Source organism: Actinomadura latina NBRC 106108 (assembly GCF_001552195.1).
Taxonomy (GTDB): domain Bacteria; phylum Actinomycetota; class Actinomycetes; order Streptosporangiales; family Streptosporangiaceae; genus Spirillospora; species Spirillospora latina.
The window spans coordinates 1-16681 of the sequence record NZ_BCQS01000028.1 but is presented as its reverse complement, the minus strand read 5'-3'; the positions used below and the strand labels follow the sequence as shown (position 1 = coordinate 16681).

15 protein-coding genes are annotated in these 16681 nt (G+C 71.8%); 12 read left to right on the top strand and 3 right to left on the bottom strand.

The genetic code is table 11. The features are described from left to right. The first annotated feature begins 186 nt into the window (after nt 1-186). Together AL2_RS28865 and AL2_RS28860 are read left to right on the top strand one after the other, a co-directional pair. On the top strand, nt 187-1803 hold the full coding sequence (locus AL2_RS28865) for an ABC-F family ATP-binding cassette domain-containing protein (RefSeq protein ID WP_174550889.1): 1617 nt from the start codon (nt 187-189) through the stop codon (nt 1801-1803). A gap of 73 nt (nt 1804-1876) precedes the next feature. Continuing rightward, nucleotides 1877-2611, top strand: a complete 735-nt coding sequence (locus tag AL2_RS28860; RefSeq protein ID WP_067639284.1) for a DUF7873 family protein — start codon at nt 1877-1879, stop codon at nt 2609-2611. Nucleotides 2612-3043: 432 nt separating this feature from the next. Here the strand turns inward: AL2_RS28860 and AL2_RS28855 are convergent, their stop codons facing one another. The 3 genes from AL2_RS28855 to AL2_RS28845 are packed head-to-tail and all read right to left on the bottom strand — an operon-like array spanning nt 3044 to nt 5354. Further along, the gene (locus AL2_RS28855) at nt 3044-3895 is read right to left on the bottom strand and encodes an ABC transporter permease (RefSeq protein WP_067639101.1); all 852 of its coding nucleotides are present in this window, start codon (nt 3893-3895) and stop codon (nt 3044-3046) included. Continuing rightward, the gene (locus AL2_RS28850; RefSeq protein WP_067639099.1) at nt 3892-4860 is read right to left on the bottom strand and encodes an ABC transporter ATP-binding protein; all 969 of its coding nucleotides are present in this window, start codon (nt 4858-4860) and stop codon (nt 3892-3894) included. The genes AL2_RS28855 and AL2_RS28850 overlap by 4 nt, the downstream gene beginning before the upstream one ends. Further along, nucleotides 4857-5354 carry a MarR family winged helix-turn-helix transcriptional regulator gene (locus AL2_RS28845; protein ID WP_067639097.1) on the bottom strand — a complete coding sequence of 166 codons (498 nt, stop codon included), beginning with the start codon at nt 5352-5354 and terminating at the stop codon, nt 4857-4859. The genes AL2_RS28850 and AL2_RS28845 overlap by 4 nt, the downstream gene beginning before the upstream one ends. Before the next feature lie 228 nt (nt 5355-5582). Between AL2_RS28845 and argC the strand changes: the two genes are divergently transcribed. From argC to tyrS, 10 genes are all read left to right on the top strand, one after another. Further along, nucleotides 5583-6611 carry an N-acetyl-gamma-glutamyl-phosphate reductase gene (gene argC / locus AL2_RS28840; RefSeq protein WP_067639095.1) on the top strand — a complete coding sequence of 343 codons (1029 nt, stop codon included), beginning with the start codon at nt 5583-5585 and terminating at the stop codon, nt 6609-6611. After that, nucleotides 6608-7765, top strand: a complete 1158-nt coding sequence (gene argJ / locus AL2_RS28835) for a bifunctional glutamate N-acetyltransferase/amino-acid acetyltransferase ArgJ (RefSeq protein WP_067639093.1) — start codon at nt 6608-6610, stop codon at nt 7763-7765. Before argC ends, argJ begins: the two co-directional genes overlap by 4 nt. Further along, nucleotides 7762-8700: an acetylglutamate kinase gene (gene argB, locus AL2_RS28830; protein ID WP_083947003.1), complete on the top strand. Its 939-nt coding sequence runs from the start codon at nt 7762-7764 to the stop codon at nt 8698-8700. The genes argJ and argB overlap by 4 nt, the downstream gene beginning before the upstream one ends. Continuing rightward, nucleotides 8697-9890, top strand: a complete 1194-nt coding sequence (locus AL2_RS28825; protein ID WP_067639091.1) for an acetylornithine transaminase — start codon at nt 8697-8699, stop codon at nt 9888-9890. The genes argB and AL2_RS28825 overlap by 4 nt, the downstream gene beginning before the upstream one ends. Then, nucleotides 9887-10804: an ornithine carbamoyltransferase gene (gene argF, locus AL2_RS28820; RefSeq protein WP_067639089.1), complete on the top strand. Its 918-nt coding sequence runs from the start codon at nt 9887-9889 to the stop codon at nt 10802-10804. The genes AL2_RS28825 and argF overlap by 4 nt, the downstream gene beginning before the upstream one ends. Nucleotides 10805-10812: 8 nt before the next feature. Then, the gene (locus AL2_RS28815) at nt 10813-11316 is read left to right on the top strand and encodes an arginine repressor (RefSeq protein WP_067639087.1); all 504 of its coding nucleotides are present in this window, start codon (nt 10813-10815) and stop codon (nt 11314-11316) included. A 64-nt stretch (nt 11317-11380) separates the two neighbouring features. After that, nucleotides 11381-12583 carry an argininosuccinate synthase gene (locus AL2_RS28810; protein ID WP_067639085.1) on the top strand — a complete coding sequence of 401 codons (1203 nt, stop codon included), beginning with the start codon at nt 11381-11383 and terminating at the stop codon, nt 12581-12583. A gap of 180 nt (nt 12584-12763) precedes the next feature. Next, nucleotides 12764-14182: an argininosuccinate lyase gene (gene argH, locus AL2_RS28805; RefSeq protein WP_067639083.1), complete on the top strand. Its 1419-nt coding sequence runs from the start codon at nt 12764-12766 to the stop codon at nt 14180-14182. A 79-nt stretch (nt 14183-14261) separates the two neighbouring features. After that, nucleotides 14262-14897 (top strand): DNA-3-methyladenine glycosylase, encoded by a 636-nt coding sequence (locus AL2_RS28800; protein WP_067639081.1) that lies wholly within the window; start codon nt 14262-14264, stop codon nt 14895-14897. Between the two features lie 102 nt (nt 14898-14999). Then, nucleotides 15000-16277, top strand: a complete 1278-nt coding sequence (gene tyrS, locus AL2_RS28795) for a tyrosine--tRNA ligase (protein WP_067639079.1) — start codon at nt 15000-15002, stop codon at nt 16275-16277. Nucleotides 16278-16681: the final 404 nt, after the last annotated feature.

Sequence of the window (16681 nt, the reverse complement as noted above, 5' to 3'; positions counted from 1 at the left end):
TCCGGCAGGGGAGTCCATTGAGGATCTGAGGTCCGACACCGCGCGTATGGCCGTCCACGGCCCGCGCACGTGACCTCAGAGCGGACCCTCGTCTCGCCGGGCTTTCTCATGCCCGCCGGCGCGTCGCGCGATCCCGCGGTGTCTCCATGCAGCCCGAAACCGCTCGAACCCATGGAGACCGCCCTTATGTCATTCGCCATCGTGTGCTCGGACCTGTCATTCGCCTGGCCGGACGGCACCGTCGTGCTGGCCGGCCTCGACGCCGCGTTCGGCGCCGGCCGCACCGGGCTGATCGGCGTCAACGGCTCCGGCAAGTCCACCCTGCTCAAGATCATCGCCGGTGAGCTGCGGCCCGCGTCGGGCACCGTCGCCGTCGAGGGGGAGGTCGGCTACCTGCCGCAGAACCTCGTCCTCGACGACGCCGCCACCGTCTCGGACCTGCTCGGCATCACCGCGACCCGCGCCGCGCTGCACGCCATCGAGCGCGGCGAGGCCACCGAGGAGAACTTCACCGCGGTCGGGGACGACTGGGACGTCGAGGAGCGCGCCCGCGCCGAGCTCGACCGCCTCGGCCTCGACCACCTCGGCCTGGACCGCACCGTCCGGGCCCTGTCCGGCGGTGAGGCCGTGATGGTCGGGCTCGCGGCCCGGTTCCTCGCGCGTCCCGACGTCCTGCTCCTGGACGAGCCCACCAACAACCTCGACCTGGACGCGCGCCACCGCCTCTACGACGCGGTCGCGTCCTGGGCGGGCGTGCTCGTCGTGGTCAGCCACGACCGGGAGCTGCTCGACCGCGTCGACGAGATCGCCGACCTGCGCGACGGCGCGATCCGGACGTTCGGCGGCGGCCTGTCCGCCTACGAGGACCTCCTCTCCGTCGAGAAGGAGGCCGCGGAGCGGACGGTCAGGGCCGCCGAGACGGACCTGCGCCGCCAGAAGCGCGAACTGGAGGAGGCCCACGTCAAACTCGCCAGGCGCAAGCGCTACGGGAACAAGATGTTCGAGAACAAGCGCGAACCGAAGATCATCATGGGGGCGCGCAAACGGGCCGCGCAGGAGTCGGCGGGCAAGCACCGCATCATGCACGAGGAGCGCCTCGCCGGCGCCCGCTCCCGGCTCACCGAGGCCGAGGAGGGCGTCCGCGAGGACGCCGAAATCCGGATCGAGCTGCCCGCCACGCGGGTCCCGGCGGGCCGCACGGTCGTCACCGTGACCGGCCTGACCGCGCCCGAGCCGGAGACCGGCACGCTCACCGAGCTGATCGTCCGGGGCCCGGAGCGGATCGCGCTGACCGGCCCGAACGGCTCCGGCAAGACGACGTTCCTCCGCGCGCTCACCGGCGAGCGCGTGCCGGAGGGGACGACCGTCAAGATCGGTGTCGACGGCGTCCGCTACCTGCCGCAACGCCTCGACGTCCTGGACGACGGGCTGAGCGTCATCGACAACGTCCGCGCCCAGGCGCCGTCCGCCCCCGTTACCGATATCAGGGGCGGCCTGGCCCGGTTCCTCTTCCGGGGCGCACGCGCCGAGCAGCCGGCCGGCACGCTGTCGGGCGGCGAGCGTTTCCGCGCCGTCCTCGCGTCCTTGCTCCTCGCCGAGCCCGCCCCCCAGCTGCTCATGCTGGACGAGCCGACGAACAACCTCGACATGGCCAGCGCCGCGCAGCTCGCCCAGGCCCTCGCCGCCTACGAGGGCGCGCTGATCGTGGTCAGCCACGACGTCCCGTTCCTGCGCACCCTCGGCCTCACCCGCCGGCTCCGCATGGACCGCGCGTCCGGCCTCACCGAAACAGAACCGATGTAATGGCAAAAATCAGGTGATCTTGCGTTATCGGCGCTGTTACGGTCGTGCTCGCGATCGAGGGGAAGTGAACGAGATGCCGACGAAGCTCAACCAGATCATCGCGGTCGAGAAGGGCGTGAAGAGCAAGTCCGTCCAGGACCTGGCGGCGGCGCACCAGTCGACGCAGAAGGCCCCGCTGCTGTCCGGCATCTCACGGACCTACCAGCCGAAGGACGAGGAGGGCGAGCAGCTGCCCGCCGAGTCCACCCGCGTCCAGGTCACGGTCGAGGGCGTGCTGCGGGACGTGACGCGCTCCCTCACCCGGCTGTTCGACGTCACCGCCACCAAGGACTGGGCGAACTGCGCCGCCCGCGCCGACGTGACCGTGGACGGCGCGACGCTGGTGCGGGACGTGCCGGTCACCTACCTGCTGTTCCTGGAGAAGCAGCTGAACGACCTGCACGCCTTCCTCCGCAAGCTGCCGATCCTGGACGCCGCCGAGACGTGGACGTTCGACCCGTCCACCGACGTGTGGCGGACCGAGCCCGTCCGCACGGTGAAGACCAAGAAGGTCCCGCGCAACCACGTCAAGGCGGAGGCGACCGACAAGCACCCGGCCCAGGTCGAGGTCTACTACGAGGACATCGCCGTCGGCCACTGGACGACGGTGAAGTTCTCCGGCGCGCTGCCGGCCAGGCGGGTCAACGAGCTGCTGGCGCGCATCGAGAAGCTGCAGGACGCGGTGAAGTTCGCGCGGGAGGAGGCCAACGGCGCCGAGGTGACCGACCAGCGCGTCGGTGACGCGGTGTTCGGCTACATCTTCGGGTGACCCGGCCACGGCGGGCCCGCCCGCGACAACTCAACAGGATCCCCCCGCCGCTGCGCGGGGGGTGCGCGAGGAGCGCAAGCTGAAGCTGAAGCCGAAGCTGACCAGGGTGAGCGTTCAGTGCGGGTTCGAATCCCGCCCCCGGCACGCGTGCCGGGGTGGCCCAACAGGTAGAGGCAGCCGCCCGCTCAACCTCAGATTCTCGCTCCAAGCTCAGCATTCACCGCCGATCGCCGGATCGCGCGGACGTGGACGACAACCCTTGGGATGCCGGTTCGAATCCGGCTCGCTCCGCTCGTGGGGCGATGGCGTAACGGCAACGCACGAGGGCCTCAGGATGATCCGCGTCCACCTTGACGCCGGCGTGCGAAATGGGCGGTAACGAAGGGGCCCGGGGGCTGGCTAAACCCCCGGGCCCCGCTGCGTCCGCGCGGATCAGGTGAGGACGCGCTTGGTGAAGGTGCGGGTCGCGGCCCAGGTCAGCAGGACCGTCCCGCCGATGATGGCGAGCAGGAACGCCCACGCCGGCATGTGCGGGATGGCCGGGGTGAGCGCGCTGCGCAGCCCCTCGCTGACATAGACGAGGGGGTTGAAGAGGCTGGCGATCTGCAGCCAGCGGATGTCGTCCAGCGCCGACCACGGGTAGTACACGCAGCCGAGCATCGTCATCGGCAGCAGCACCATCGCGAACAGCACCTGGACCTTCTGCGGGTTCATCAGCGTGCCGAGCAGCAGTCCGCCGGCCGCCGACAGCAGCGAACCCGCCACCATCACGAGGATCAGGATCGGCCAGTTGTCCACGTGCACCTTGGGCGCCTGCCCCTCGGCGTGGATGAACAGCACCGCGGGGAAGACCAGCAGCCCGCCGATCAGCCCCTGCGTCGCCGCCGCGATGATCTTCTGTGCGGCCAGCAGCGGGATCGGCACCGGCGCCAGCGCCCGGTCGGTGATCGACTTCTGCCAGGTCAGCTCCATCATCAGCGGGAAGATCACCGCCATCATCGCCTGCATGATGATGGACGAGCCGACGAGGCCCGGCACGAGGATGGTGGAGAACGTCGGCCCGCCCGGCCCGCCCGCCATCGCGCCGCCGCCGAGCTTCGGCAGGACGTAGGCGAACACGAACACGAACAGCACCGGCTGCACCAGCACCCGGACGAACGTCGACAGGAAGTTCTTGCGCATGACCCGCGCCTCGCGCGCCATCATCGCGGCGAAGGTGCGCGGGATCGTCGCCCGCGCCGGAGGCGGCGGCGCCAGGACGGCGGGCGCGGTGGAGGCGGTCATTCGCGGTATTCCCTTCCGGTGAGGGTGAGGAAGACGGTCTCCAGGCTCGGGCGGAGCTGGGTCGCGTCGGTGACGCCGACGCCCGCGCCGGACCCGATCGTGACGAGTTCGCCGAGGATGCCGTCGGGGTCGGCGGCGAAGACGCGGACCTGGCCGTCGTTGACCTCGACCCTGCTGATGCCGTTCCGGTCGCCGAGCTTCTCGATCTCACGCGGGGCGGCGGCGTCGTAGGTGACGGTGATGACGGTGTCGGCGCCGGCGCTGGACTTCAGCTGGTCCACCGTGCCGCTGGCGAGGATCTTCCCGTGGTCGACGACGGCGACCCGGTCGCAGAGCGCCTCCGCCTCCTCCATGTAGTGGGTCGTGAGCAAGATCGTCTGGCCGCCCGCCTGGAGCCCGCGCAGCACCTCCCACAGGTTGGTGCGGGTCTGCGGGTCGAGGCCGGCGGTGGGCTCGTCCAGGAACAGCACCTCGGGGCCGTGCATCAGGGCCCGGCAGATCATGACGCGCTTGGCCTGCCCGCCGGAGATCTCGAACGGGTTGCCGCCGCGCGCCTCGGTGAGCCCGAACAGCTCCAGCAGCTCGGCGGCGCGCCTGCGGGCGTCGCGGGCGCCGAGCCCGAAGTAGCGGCCGCGGAACTCCAGGTTCTCGGCGACGGTGAGGTCGCTGTCCAGGGTGTTGTTCTGCGACACCACGCCGATGCGCCGCTTGATCTCGACGGCGTCCTTCACCACGTCCAGGCCGGTCACCTGCGCGCTGCCGCCCGTCGGGACGACCAGCGTGGTGAGCATGCCGATGGTGGTGGACTTGCCCGCGCCGTTCGGCCCGAGCAGGCCGAAGAACTCGCCGCGCGGGACGTTCAGGTCGATGCCCTGCACGGCGGGCACCGCGGGACGCGGCCCGGACGCGGGATAGGTCTTCTCCAGGCCGACCGTGCGAACGGCCGCTTCCGGGGGTTCGGTCATGCGCCGTCTCCCTCCGCTTCCTCTTCGTGGGAGTAGTCCTCGAACCGTTTGATCAGTTTGACCAGGAACCTGCGGATGACCTCCTCGTCGCCCTCGTCCACGACGTCGTAGAGGCGGCCGAGGTCCCGGCCGATGGGCTGCGACTTCTCGGCGATCAGATGCCGGCCGGAGTCGGTGATGCGCAGCATCACGCCGCGCCGGTCGCGGTAGGAGCGCTCGCGCCGGACGTGGCCGTTGCGCTCCAGGGTGTCGGCCACCGAGGTGATCGTGGCGGGGGTGACGAGCAGCCGCTTGGCGGCCTCGCCGGGACGGAGCCCGTCCTCGACGATGAGCAGCCGGAGCAGGAAGAACCCGGCGGGGCTGATGCCGTGCTTCTCGATGATCCGCCAGGCGACGGGGGCCGACAGCCGCGACGCCGTGGCGAAGAGCCTGCCGAGCGGCCATTCCTCCATGGGGCCGATCATCGCGAGGTCGCCGAAACCGAGGTTCTTCATGCGGGAGATGTTAGGGAACCGATGTTTAGAGGGCAAATCTTTAGCGTCCTAAATACTCTCGATGACATGATGTCAACATAAGTTGACGCCGCGACCATGTCAACCTCGGTTGACGACAGCGATCAGTGTGGCGCTCGTCTCAACGCCTGCGAAAACGGGACCCGGCGTTGAATAGGAATCCAGGGTCCTGCATACTCTTGCTTGTTGTCTTCGAGAGGGCATGGGGAGATGGGAATCCGGACGGCGGTCGCCGGCGCCAGCGGTTACGCGGGCGGCGAGCTGCTGCGCATCCTGGCGGGACATCCAGAGTTCGAGATCGGCGCGCTGACGGCGGGCTCCAACGCGGGCACCGAGCTGGGCGCGCACCAGCCCCACCTGCGATCCCTGGCCGGGCGCGTCCTGGCCGAGACCACCCCCGAGACCCTCGCCGGCCACGACGTCGTCTTCCTGGCGCTGCCGCACGGCCAGTCCGGGCCGCTCGCCGCGCAGCTCGGCGAGGACGTGCTGGTCATCGACTGCGGCGCGGACCACCGCCTCGCCGACGCGGCCGCCTGGGAAGCCTTCTACGGGACGCCGCACGCGGGCACCTGGCCCTACGGGCTGCCCGAACTGCCCGGCCACCGGGACGCGCTGCGCGGCGCCCGGCGGGTCGCGGTCCCCGGCTGCTACCCGACCGCCGTGTCGCTCGCGCTGTTCCCGGCGTACACCGCCGGGCTCGCCGAGCCCGACGCCGTCGTGGTCGCCGCGTCCGGTACCTCCGGCGCCGGACGGGCCCTCAAGCCGCACCTGCTCGGCAGCGAGGTCATGGGCGCGGTCAGCGCTTACGGCGTCGCCGGCACGCATAGGCATACGCCCGAGATGATCCAGAACCTGAGCGCGGCGGCGGGGGAGCCGGTCACGGTCTCCTTCACCCCGACGCTCGCGCCGATGAGCCGCGGCATCCTCGCGACCTGCACGGCCAAGGCCAGGCCCGGCGTCACCGCCGCGACGCTGCGCGCCGCCTACGAGAGGGCCTACGCCGGCGAGGCGTTCGTCGACCTGCTGCCCGAGGGCCGGTGGCCCGCCACGTCCATGACGCTCGGGGCGAACACCGTCCTCCTCCAGACGGCCCTGGACGAGGCGGCCGGCCGCATCGTCGTGATCGCCGCCGTCGACAACCTCGCCAAGGGCACCGCGGGCGGCGCGGTCCAGAGCGCCAACATCGCCCTCGGCCTCCCGGAAGAACTAGGGCTGACCACGATCGGAGTGTCCCCTTGAGCGTCACCGCCCCCAGGGGTTTCCGCGCCGCCGGCGTCGTCGCCGGCCTCAAGGACAGCGGGAACCGCGACCTGGCCCTCGTCGTCAACGACGGGCCGTCCCGCGCCGCGGCCGGCGTCTTCACCCGCAACCGCGTGAAGGCCGCGCCCGTCCTGTGGTCGGAGCAGGTCCTCAAGGGCGGCCGCGTCCGCGCGGTCGTGCTGAACGCCGGCGGCGCCAACGCCTGCACCGGCGCCCCCGGCTTCCAGGACACCCACGCCACCGCCGAGAAGGCCGCCGAGCTGCTGGAGGACTCCGCCGGCGAGATCGCCGTCTGCTCCACCGGGCTGATCGGCGAGCGGCTCCCGATGGACCTGCTGCTGCCCGGCGTCGACAAGGCCGCGGCCGAGTTGTCGCGCGGGGACGGCGGGCTCGCCGCCGCCGACGCGATCCGCACCACCGACACCGTCGGGAAGATCTCCTTCCGGCAGGGCGAGGGCGGCTACATGATCGGCGCGATGGCGAAGGGCGCCGGCATGCTCGCCCCGTCCCTCGCCACGATGCTGTGCGTCATCACCACCGACGCCGACCTGCCCGCCGGGACGCTCGACCGGGCGCTGCGGGCGGCGACCGGCGCGACCCTCGACCGGCTCGACTCCGACGGCTGCATGTCGACCAACGACACCGTCCTGCTGCTGGCGTCCGGCGCCGCCGGGACCGCCCCGGGCGAGGAGGAGTTCACCGCGCTGCTCACCGAGGTGTGCGGCGATCTCACCCGGCAGCTGCTCGTGGACGCCGAGGGCGCCTCCAAGGCCATCGCGATCGAGGTCGTCGGCGCCGCGTCCGAGGACGACGCCGTCACCGTCGGGCGGTCCATCGCCCGCAACAACCTGCTCAAATGCGCGATCCACGGCGAGGACCCGAACTGGGGCCGGGTGCTGTCGGCGGTCGGCACCACCGACGCGGTGTTCGAGCCCGACCACGTCAACGTCGCGATCAACGGCGTGTGGGTGTGCCGGAACGGCTCGTTCGGCGACGACCGCGACAAGGTCGACCTGCGCCCCCGGGACGTGACGATCACCGTCGACCTCGCGGCCGGCCCGAACAGCGCCACCGTCTGGACGACCGACCTCACGGCCGACTACGTCCACGAGAATTCGGCGTACTCCACATGAGCGCGATCACCAGCGGCGCGGAGATCCGCGGCAACCGGATGGGCGTGCTGTCGAAGGCCGAGACGCTCATCAAGGCGCTGCCGTGGCTGGAGCGCTTCCACGGGACGACCGTCGTGATCAAGTACGGCGGGCACGCGATGACGGACGAGGCACTGCGGCACTCGTTCGCCGAGGACGTCGTGTTCCTGCGCTACGCCGGGCTGAAGCCGGTGATCGTGCACGGCGGCGGCCCGCAGATCAACGCGGCGCTCGCCCGCAGCGGCATCGACTCGACGTTCACCGCCGGGCTGCGCGTCACCACGCCGGAGGCCATGGAGGTCGTCCGGATGGTGCTGACCGGGCAGGTGCAGCGCGACGTCGTCGGCTTCATCAACCGGCACGGGCCGTTCGCGGTCGGCATGTCCGGCGAGGACGCGAACCTGTTCACCGCCGAGCGCAAGCACGCGGTCGTGGACGGCGAGAAGGTCGACATCGGCCAGGTCGGCGAGATCGTCGAGGTGCAGGTCGGGGCCGTCCGGGCACTGCTGGACGACGGGCGCGTCCCGGTCGTGTCCAGCATCGCGCGCGGCGACGACGGCGAGGTCTACAACGTCAACGCCGACACGGCCGCCGCGGCGCTGGCCGTCGCGCTGGACGCGACGAAGCTCGTGGTCCTCACCGACGTCGACGGCCTCTACGCGAACTGGCCCGACAGCGACGACGTGATCGACAGCCTCACCACCGACGAGCTGGCGGCGCTGCTGCCCGGCCTGTCGGCCGGGATGGTGCCGAAGATGGAGGCCTGCCTGACGGCCGTGCGCGGCGGCGTCCCGCAGGCCCACGTGCTGGACGGGCGCGTCCCGCACTCGCTGCTCCTTGAGATCTTCACCGACGAAGGGATCGGAACGATGGTGCTGCCCAGCCTCCCGGGCGCCCCGGCCGAGGGGACGTCATGAGCGACTTGCAAGGCCGTTTCGAAGCCGCGTTCATGCCGAACTACGGCGTGCCGCCGGTGGCGCTGGTGCGCGGCGAGGGCTGCCGGGTCTGGGACGCCGCCGGCCGCGAGTACCTCGACCTGATCGCCGGGATCGCGGTCAGCTCGCTCGGGCACGCGCACCCGGCCCTCGTCGAGGCGGTGTCGTCGCAGGTAGCGACACTGGCGCACACGTCCAACCTGTTCCTGCACGAGCCCGAGGTGCTGCTCGCCGAGCGGCTGCGCGAACTGCTGGGCGGCGACGGGAAGGTGTTCTTCGGCAACAGCGGCACCGAGGCCAACGAGTGCGCGCTCAAACTCGCCATCAAGTACGGGAAGCGGAACGGGCGGTCGTACTTCGTCGCGGCGGAGAACGGGTTCCACGGCCGGAGCATGGGGGCGCTGTCGCTGACCGGCAAGGCGGCCATCCGGGAGCCGTTCGGACCGTTCGCCATCGACGTCCGGTTCGCCCCCTACGGTGACGCCGATGCGCTGAAGGCCGCGGTGGACGAGGAGTGCGCGGCCGTCTTCCTGGAGCCGACGCAGGGCGAGGCCGGGGTCGTCCCGCCGCCGGACGGCTACTTCAGGGCCGCCCGTGAGATCTGCGACGCGACGGGCGCGCTGTTCGTCGCCGACGAGATCCAGTCCGCGATCGGCCGCACCGGCACCTGGTTCGCGTTCGAGCACGAGAACGCCGAGCCGGACGTCATCACTCTCGCCAAGGGCCTCGGGGGCGGGCTGCCGATCGGCGCCTGCATCGCGTTCGGCCCGCACGGCGACCTGTTCGCGAAGGGCGACCACGGCAGCACGTTCGGCGGGAACCCGGTCGCCGCCGCCGCCGCGCTCGCCGTCCTCGGCACCATCGAGAAGGACGGCCTCCTCGCCGCCGCCGTCTCGGTGGGGGAGACCCTCGCCGCCGGACTCGGCGCCATCGACCACCCGCTGCTCGCGGGCGTGCGCGGGCGCGGGCTGTGGCGCGCCGCCGTCCTGACCGGGCCGCACGCACCCGCGGTGGAGGCCGCCGCCCGCGACGCCGGCTTCCTCATCAACGCGCTCCAGCCGGACGCGCTGCGGATCGCGCCGCCGCTCGTCCTCACGGCGGAGGAGGCGCAGTCGTTCGCCGACGCGTTCCCCTCGATCCTCGATGCCGCCGCGCAGGGGGGCCGACCATGACCAGGCACTTCCTCCGGGACGACGACCTCGCCCCCGCCGAGCAGGCCGAGGTCCTCGACCTCGCGGCCAAGGTCAAGAAGGACCGGTTCGGCCACCGGCCGCTCGACGGCCCGCAGTCGGTCGCCGTCCTGTTCGACAAGCCGTCCACCCGGACCCGGCTGTCCTTCACCGCCGGCATCGCCGAACTGGGCGGCAACCCCCTCGTCATGGACGCGGGAACGAGCCAGCTCGGCCGCGGCGAGACCATCGCCGACACCGCGCGCGTCCTGGAACGGCAGGTCAGCGCCATCGTGTGGCGGACGGCCGGGCAGGAGCGCATCGACGAGATGGCCGCCGGCACCACCGTCCCGGTCGTCAACGCCCTCACCGACGAGTTCCACCCCTGCCAGATCCTCGCCGACCTGCAGACCGTCCGGGAGGCCAAGGGCGCCCTCGCCGGCGTCACCCTCGCCTACTTCGGCGACGGCGCCAACAACATGGCGCACTCCTACCTGCTCGGCTGCGCCACCGCCGGGATGCACGTCCGCGTGGGCGCGCCCGCGTCGCTGCCGCCCGATCCCTCGGTCGTGGCCCGGGCCACCGAGATCGCCGCCGCCACCGGCGGGTCCGTGACCGTCACCGACGACGCCGCCGAGGCCGCCGCCGGAGCCGACGTCCTCGCCACCGACACGTGGGTGTCGATGGGCCAGGACGGCAAGGACACCTCCCTCTACGAGCCGTACGCCGTGAACGACGACTTGCTCGCCCTCGCCGACCCCTCGGCGATCGTCCTGCACTGCCTGCCCGCCTACCGCGGCAAGGAGATCGCCGCGTCCGTCCTGGACGGCCCGCAGAGCCGCGTCTGGGACGAGGCGGAGAACCGGCTGCACGCCCAGAAGGCGCTGCTCGTCTGGCTGCTGGAGCGCTCCCGGTGACGACCCCCATGACCAAGGCCGCCCGGCACGCCCGGGTGATCGAGCTGCTGACCCGGCATCCCGTCCACTCGCAGGGGGAGCTCGCGAAGCTCCTCGGCGACGAGGGCGTCGAGGTCACCCAGGCCACGCTGTCGCGCGACCTGGTCGAGATCGGCGCGGTGAAGCTGCGCGCCGACGACGGCAGCCTGATCTACGCCGTCCCCGGAGAGGGCGGCGAGCGGATCCGGCGGGCCCGCACCGGGGCCGCCGAGACCTTCACCGGACGGCTCTCCCGGCTCGCCGCGGAGCTGCTCGTCTCGGCCGAGGCGTCGGCCAACCTGGTCATGGTGCGGACCCCGCCGGGGGCCGCGCAGTACCTGGCCTCGGCGATCGACCATGCCGAATGGCCGGCGATCCTCGGGACCGTCGCGGGCGACGACTCGATCCTCGTCATCTCCCGCGACCCAAGCGGCGGGGAGGACGTCGCGGCAGCGCTCCTCAGACTGACCAACGGGCGCGAACGACGAAGCTAGGGCCGCCGGGCGGCCCCCATCCCAGCCTTCCGAATCCGAACACTTCGCACAGGAGACAAAGACCATGAGCGAGCGCGTCGTACTCGCGTACTCCGGGGGCCTGGACACCTCCGTCGCCATCCCGTTCCTCGCCGAGCAGACCGGCGGCGAGGTCATCGCCGTCGCGGTGGACGTCGGCCAGGGCGGGGAGGACCTCGACACCATCCGCAAGCGGGCCCTCGCCTGCGGCGCCGCCGAGGCCGTCGTCGTGGACGCCAGGGAGGAGTTCGCCGCGGACTTCTGCGTCCCCGCCATGCAGGCCAACGCCCTCTACATGGACCGGTACCCGCTGGTGTCGGCGCTGTCCCGGCCGCTGATCGTCAAGCACCTGGTGTCGGCCGCCAAGGAGTTCGGCGGCACCACCGTGTCGCACGGCTGCACCGGCAAGGGCAACGACCAGGTCCGCTTCGAGGCCGGCCTGTCCGCCCTCGACCCAGGCCTGAAGGTCATCGCGCCCGCCCGCGACTTCGCCTGGACGCGCGACAAGGCCATCGCGTTCGCCGAGGACAAGGGCCTGCCGATCGACGTGTCGGCCAAGTCGCCGTACTCCATCGACCAGAACCTGTGGGGCCGGGCCGTCGAGACCGGGTTCCTGGAGGACATCTGGAACGGGCCCATCGAGGACGTCTACGACTACACCGCCGACCCCGCCGAGCCGCGCGAGGCCGACGAGGTCGTCATCACGTTCGCGTCCGGCGTGCCGGTCGCGCTGGACGGCCGCCCGCTCACCCCGTACCAGGTCATCGCCGAGCTGAACCGGCGCGCCGGCGCGCAGGGCGTCGGCCGCATCGACATGGTCGAGGACCGGCTCGTCGGCATCAAGAGCCGCGAGGTCTACGAGGCCCCGGCCGCGGTCGCGCTCATCACCGCGCACATGGAGCTGGAGAACGTCACCGTCGAGCGCGACCTCGCCCGCTTCAAGCGGTCCGTCGACCAGCGGTGGGGCGAGCTGGCCTACGACGGGCTGTGGTTCTCGCCGCTGAAGGACTCCCTGGACGCGTTCATCGCCGACGCGCAGCAGCACGTGTCCGGCGACGTCCGGCTGACCCTGCACGGCGGCCGCGCCGTCGTCACCGGCCGGCGCAGCGCCGCGTCCCTCTACAGCTACGACCTCGCCACCTACGCCACCGGCGACACCTTCGACCAGAGCCTCGCCAAGGGCTTCGTCGAGCTGTGGAGCCTGCCCACCAAGATCGCCGCCCAGCGCGACCGCGACCAGCGGGCCTGAGCACGCGGCGGCGGGCGGGGGCCGGTTTCGCCGTACCCTGGGCCGGACGCCGCGTCACCGCGCGGGGACGCCATGAGCACGGCGTCCCCGCGCGGCGCGAGCGCACGCCCGGCCGCGCGGGGACGGCCGGCGTGGTGAGATGGGACGACAACGATCAGTGGTGGGAAGAAGAGGATCTCAGTGACGAAGGCACCGACGCGGCTGTGGGGCGGCCGGTTCGAAGGCGGCCCGTCGGACGCGCTCGCGCGGCTCTCGGTGAGCGTCCAGTTCGACTGGCGGCTCGCCCCCTACGACCTGATGGGCTCGCGGGCGCACGCCCGCGTCCTCAACCGGGCCGGGCTGCTCACCGACGACGAGCTGGAACGCATGATCGGTGCCCTGGACGACCTGGAGGAGGCGTGCCGGTCCGGCGAGTTCCGGCCCACCGTCGCCGACGAGGACGTCCACACCGCCCTGGAGCGCGGCCTGCTGGAGCGGCTCGGCGCGCTCGGCGGCAAGCTGCGCGCCGGCCGCAGCCGCAACGACCAGGTCGCCACCGACCTGCGCCTCTACCTGCGCGACCACGCCCGCCAGATCGTCTCGCGGCTGGTGGAGCTGGAGACCGCGCTGATCGCGCAGGCCGAGCACAACCTCGGCGTCGCCGCGCCCGGCATGACGCACCTGCAGCACGCCCAGCCCGTGCTGTTCTCCCACCAGCTCCTCGCGCACGTCCAGCCGCTGACCCGCGACATCGCGCGGCTCCGCGACTGGGACAAGCGCGCCGCGATCTCCCCGCTCGGCTCCGGCGCGCTCGCCGGTTCGTCGCTGCCGCTCGACCCGCAGGCCACGGCCGCCGAGCTCGGCTTCGACGCCGCCGCGGCCAACTCCATGGACGCCGTCGCCGACCGCGACTTCGTCGCCGAGTTCCTCTTCGCCGCCGCGCTGATCGGCGTCCACCTGTCGCGCCTGGGCGAGGAGATCTGCCTCTGGGCGTCGCAGGAGTTCCGCTGGATCGAGATGGACGACACCTACGCCACCGGGTCGTCGATCATGCCGCAGAAGAAGAACCCCGACGTCGCCGAGCTGGCGCGCGGCAAGGCCGGCCGCCTCATCGGCCACCTCGTCGGGCTGCTCACCACCCTCAAGGGCCTGCCGCTCACCTACAACCGCGACCTGCAGGAGGACAAGGAGGGCGCGTTCGACGCCGTCGAGACGATGCTGCTCGTCCTGCCCGCGATGTCCGGGCTCATCGCGACGATGCGCGTCAACACGGAGCGGCTGGAGGCCCTCGCGCCGGACGGCTTCGCCCTCGCCACCGACCTCGCCGAGCTGCTCGTCCGCCGCGGGGTCGCGTTCCGCGACGCGCACGAGGTCGTCGGCCACCTGGTCGTCTGGTGCCAGGTCAACGACAAGGACTTCGACGACCTCACCGACGAGGAACTCGGCAAGGTGTCGCCGCACCTGACGCCGGACGTCCGCGAGGTGCTGAACGTCCAGGGCGCCCTGGCGTCGCGGAAGGCGTACGGGGGGACGGCGCCCGACCGCGTCCGCGAGCAGATCGGCGCGCTGCGCACGCTGGTCAACGAGCACGCCGCCTGGGCGTCCGGCTCGGACTCCTGACCCGGCGCGTCCGGCGCGGTGCGAGGAGCGCCGTAGGCTGGCCGGGCGGAGAACCGGCCCCCTAGACCACGGTGAGGCGATGGACGGAGCGTTGCTGCCACGGGAATTCTTCGACCGCCCGGTGGACGAGGTCGCGCCATCGCTTCTCGGGCATGTGGTCACACACCGCACCCCGGAAGGCGAGGTGGCCGCGCGGCTGACGGAGGTGGAGGCGTACGCGGGTCCTCTGGACCCCGCCTCCCACGCCTACCGGGGGCGGACACGGCGCAACGAGGTGATGTTCGGGCCTCCCGGCCACGTCTACGTGTACTTCACCTACGGCATGCACTTCTGCATGAACCTGGTCTGCGGGCCGGACGGGACGTCCGTGGCGGTGCTGCTCCGCGCGGGCGAGATCATCGGGGGTGAGGATCTCGCCCGCGCGCGCCGGCCACGCTCGACCGTCCGCGACCTGGCCCGCGGCCCGGCCCGGCTCTGCCAGGCGCTCGGCGTCGTCCGCGAGCAGAACGGCCTGGACGTGTGCACTCCGGGCGGGGAGATGACCGTCCTTGAGGGCGAGCCCGCGGATCCCGCGCTGATCCGCAACGGCCCGCGGACCGGGGTGAGCAGCGCGAAGGACGTCCCGTGGCGGTTCTGGATCGACGGCGACCCCACCGTCTCCCCGTACCGCCCGCACGTCCCGAAGCAGCGCAAGAAGATCCCCGCCGGCGGCTGACCGGCCCCCTCGCGGGCGGGCGTTGAAATATCGTTGGCGTGACACGCGCCCGCCGGTGCAGCCTGGCGGGCACAGGAAAGCAAGCCTGAGACGAGGGAGACCGTGACCGATATCCTGGACGATCTCGCGTGGCGCGGCCTGATCGCGCAGTCCACCGACCTGGACGATCTGCGGGCCCTGCTCGCCGCGGGACCGGTCACGCTCTATTGCGGGTTCGACCCGACGGCGCCCTCGCTGCACCTCGGCAACCTCATCCAGATCCTCACGCTGCGGCGCTTCCAGCAGGCCGGGCACCGGCCCATCGGCCTCGTCGGCGGCGCCACCGGCCTGATCGGCGACCCGAGCGGCAAGAGCGCCGAACGCGTGCTGAACTCCGAGGAGACCGTGGCCGCCTGGGTCGAGCGGGTCCGCGGCCAGGTGTCGAAGTTCCTCGACTTCCACGAGGGCCCGACCGGCGCGACGATGGTCAGCAACCTCGACTGGACGGGCCCCATGTCCGCCATCGAGTTCCTGCGCGACATCGGCAAGCACTTCCCGGTCAACCGGATGCTCGCCCGCGAGACGGTGAAGGCCCGGCTCGACTCGACGGGGATGAGCTACACCGAGTTCAGCTACGTCCTGCTCCAGTCGATGGACTTCCTGGAGCTCTACCGGCGGCACGGGTGCCGGCTGCAGACGGGCGGCAGCGACCAGTGGGGCAACCTCACCGCGGGCGTCGACCTGATCCGCCGCGTCGAGGGCGGCAGCGCGCACGCGCTGACCACCCCGCTCCTCACCAAGGCGGACGGTTCGAAGTTCGGCAAGACGGCCGGCGGCGAGACGTACTGGCTCGACCCCGAGCTCACCTCGCCGTACGCGTTCTACCAGTTCTGGATCAACGCGGACGACCGTGACGTGGAGCAGTTCCTGAAGTTCTTCAGCTTCCGTCCCCGCGAGGAGATCGAGGAGCTGGTGAAGCAGGGCGCCGACCGTCCGGCGGCCCGCGCCCCGCAGCGGGCGCTCGCCGAGGAGATGACCACGCTCGTGCACGGGGCGGACGAGACAGCCCGCGTCGTGGCGGCCTCCCGCGCCCTGTTCGGGCAGGGCTCCCTGGAGGAACTGGACGAGCGGACGCTGAAGGCCGCACTGGCAGAGGTCCCCCGTGCCGAGGTGCCGCCCGGCGACCTGCCGGGCGTGGTGGACCTCCTGGCGGCGTCCGGCCTGTGCAAGAGCAAGTCTGAGGCGCGCCGCGCCATCTCGCAGGGCGGTGCGTACCTGAACAACGCCAAGGTCGAGTCGGAGGACGCCGTACCGGTGGCCGGCGACCTGCTCCACGGCCGATTCCTCGTCCTGCGGCGGGGTAAGCGGAACGTGGGCGGCGTCGAGGTGACCGCGTCCTGAGCCGTCCCGGCTCGCCCGCCCGGACGCCCGCCCGTCGGACTTCCGGGCGGGCGGTCGTCATGAGGCGGGAAAACTTCGGTAGATACACGTCACAGTGCGGTTACGAGGGACGTCTCCGGGCATCATGAGCGTCCTGAAAACAGCATGTGACCTGCGAATTCATACCCGGGCGGCGCCGATTTGACGCCCCTGGCGGGTGGATCTAATGTTCTACTCGCCCCAAGGGGAGGCGGGACGCCGAACAGGCGGCCGGCCCCGGGGGATCCTCTGCAGACCAACTCGGTGGCGAGTCGTCATGTCTCCACCGATTGGGACGCGCGAGGACGAACCGCCTCAGAGTTGGACAAACGGGGCGGATCGGGTAGGCTTGAAGGGTTGCCCCGGAGCGGGAAACGCGAGAGCGG

Excerpts from the sequence above, each read along its gene's own strand:
- AL2_RS28865 (WP_174550889.1), top strand. The coding sequence starts at position 187 with ATGTCATTCGCCATCGTGTGCTCGGACCTGTCATTCGCCTGGCCGGAC.
- AL2_RS28860 (WP_067639284.1), top strand. The coding sequence starts at position 1,877 with ATGCCGACGAAGCTCAACCAGATCATCGCGGTCGAGAAGGGCGTGAAG.
- AL2_RS28855 (WP_067639101.1), bottom strand. The coding sequence starts at position 3,895 with ATGACCGCCTCCACCGCGCCCGCCGTCCTGGCGCCGCCGCCTCCGGCG.
- AL2_RS28850 (WP_067639099.1), bottom strand. The coding sequence starts at position 4,860 with ATGACCGAACCCCCGGAAGCGGCCGTTCGCACGGTCGGCCTGGAGAAG.
- AL2_RS28845 (WP_067639097.1), bottom strand. The coding sequence starts at position 5,354 with ATGAAGAACCTCGGTTTCGGCGACCTCGCGATGATCGGCCCCATGGAG.
- argC (WP_067639095.1), top strand. The coding sequence starts at position 5,583 with ATGGGAATCCGGACGGCGGTCGCCGGCGCCAGCGGTTACGCGGGCGGC.
- argB (WP_083947003.1), top strand. The coding sequence starts at position 7,762 with ATGAGCGCGATCACCAGCGGCGCGGAGATCCGCGGCAACCGGATGGGC.
- AL2_RS28825 (WP_067639091.1), top strand. The coding sequence starts at position 8,697 with ATGAGCGACTTGCAAGGCCGTTTCGAAGCCGCGTTCATGCCGAACTAC.
- argF (WP_067639089.1), top strand. The coding sequence starts at position 9,887 with ATGACCAGGCACTTCCTCCGGGACGACGACCTCGCCCCCGCCGAGCAG.
- AL2_RS28815 (WP_067639087.1), top strand. The coding sequence starts at position 10,813 with ATGACCAAGGCCGCCCGGCACGCCCGGGTGATCGAGCTGCTGACCCGG.
- AL2_RS28810 (WP_067639085.1), top strand. The coding sequence starts at position 11,381 with ATGAGCGAGCGCGTCGTACTCGCGTACTCCGGGGGCCTGGACACCTCC.
- AL2_RS28800 (WP_067639081.1), top strand. The coding sequence starts at position 14,262 with ATGGACGGAGCGTTGCTGCCACGGGAATTCTTCGACCGCCCGGTGGAC.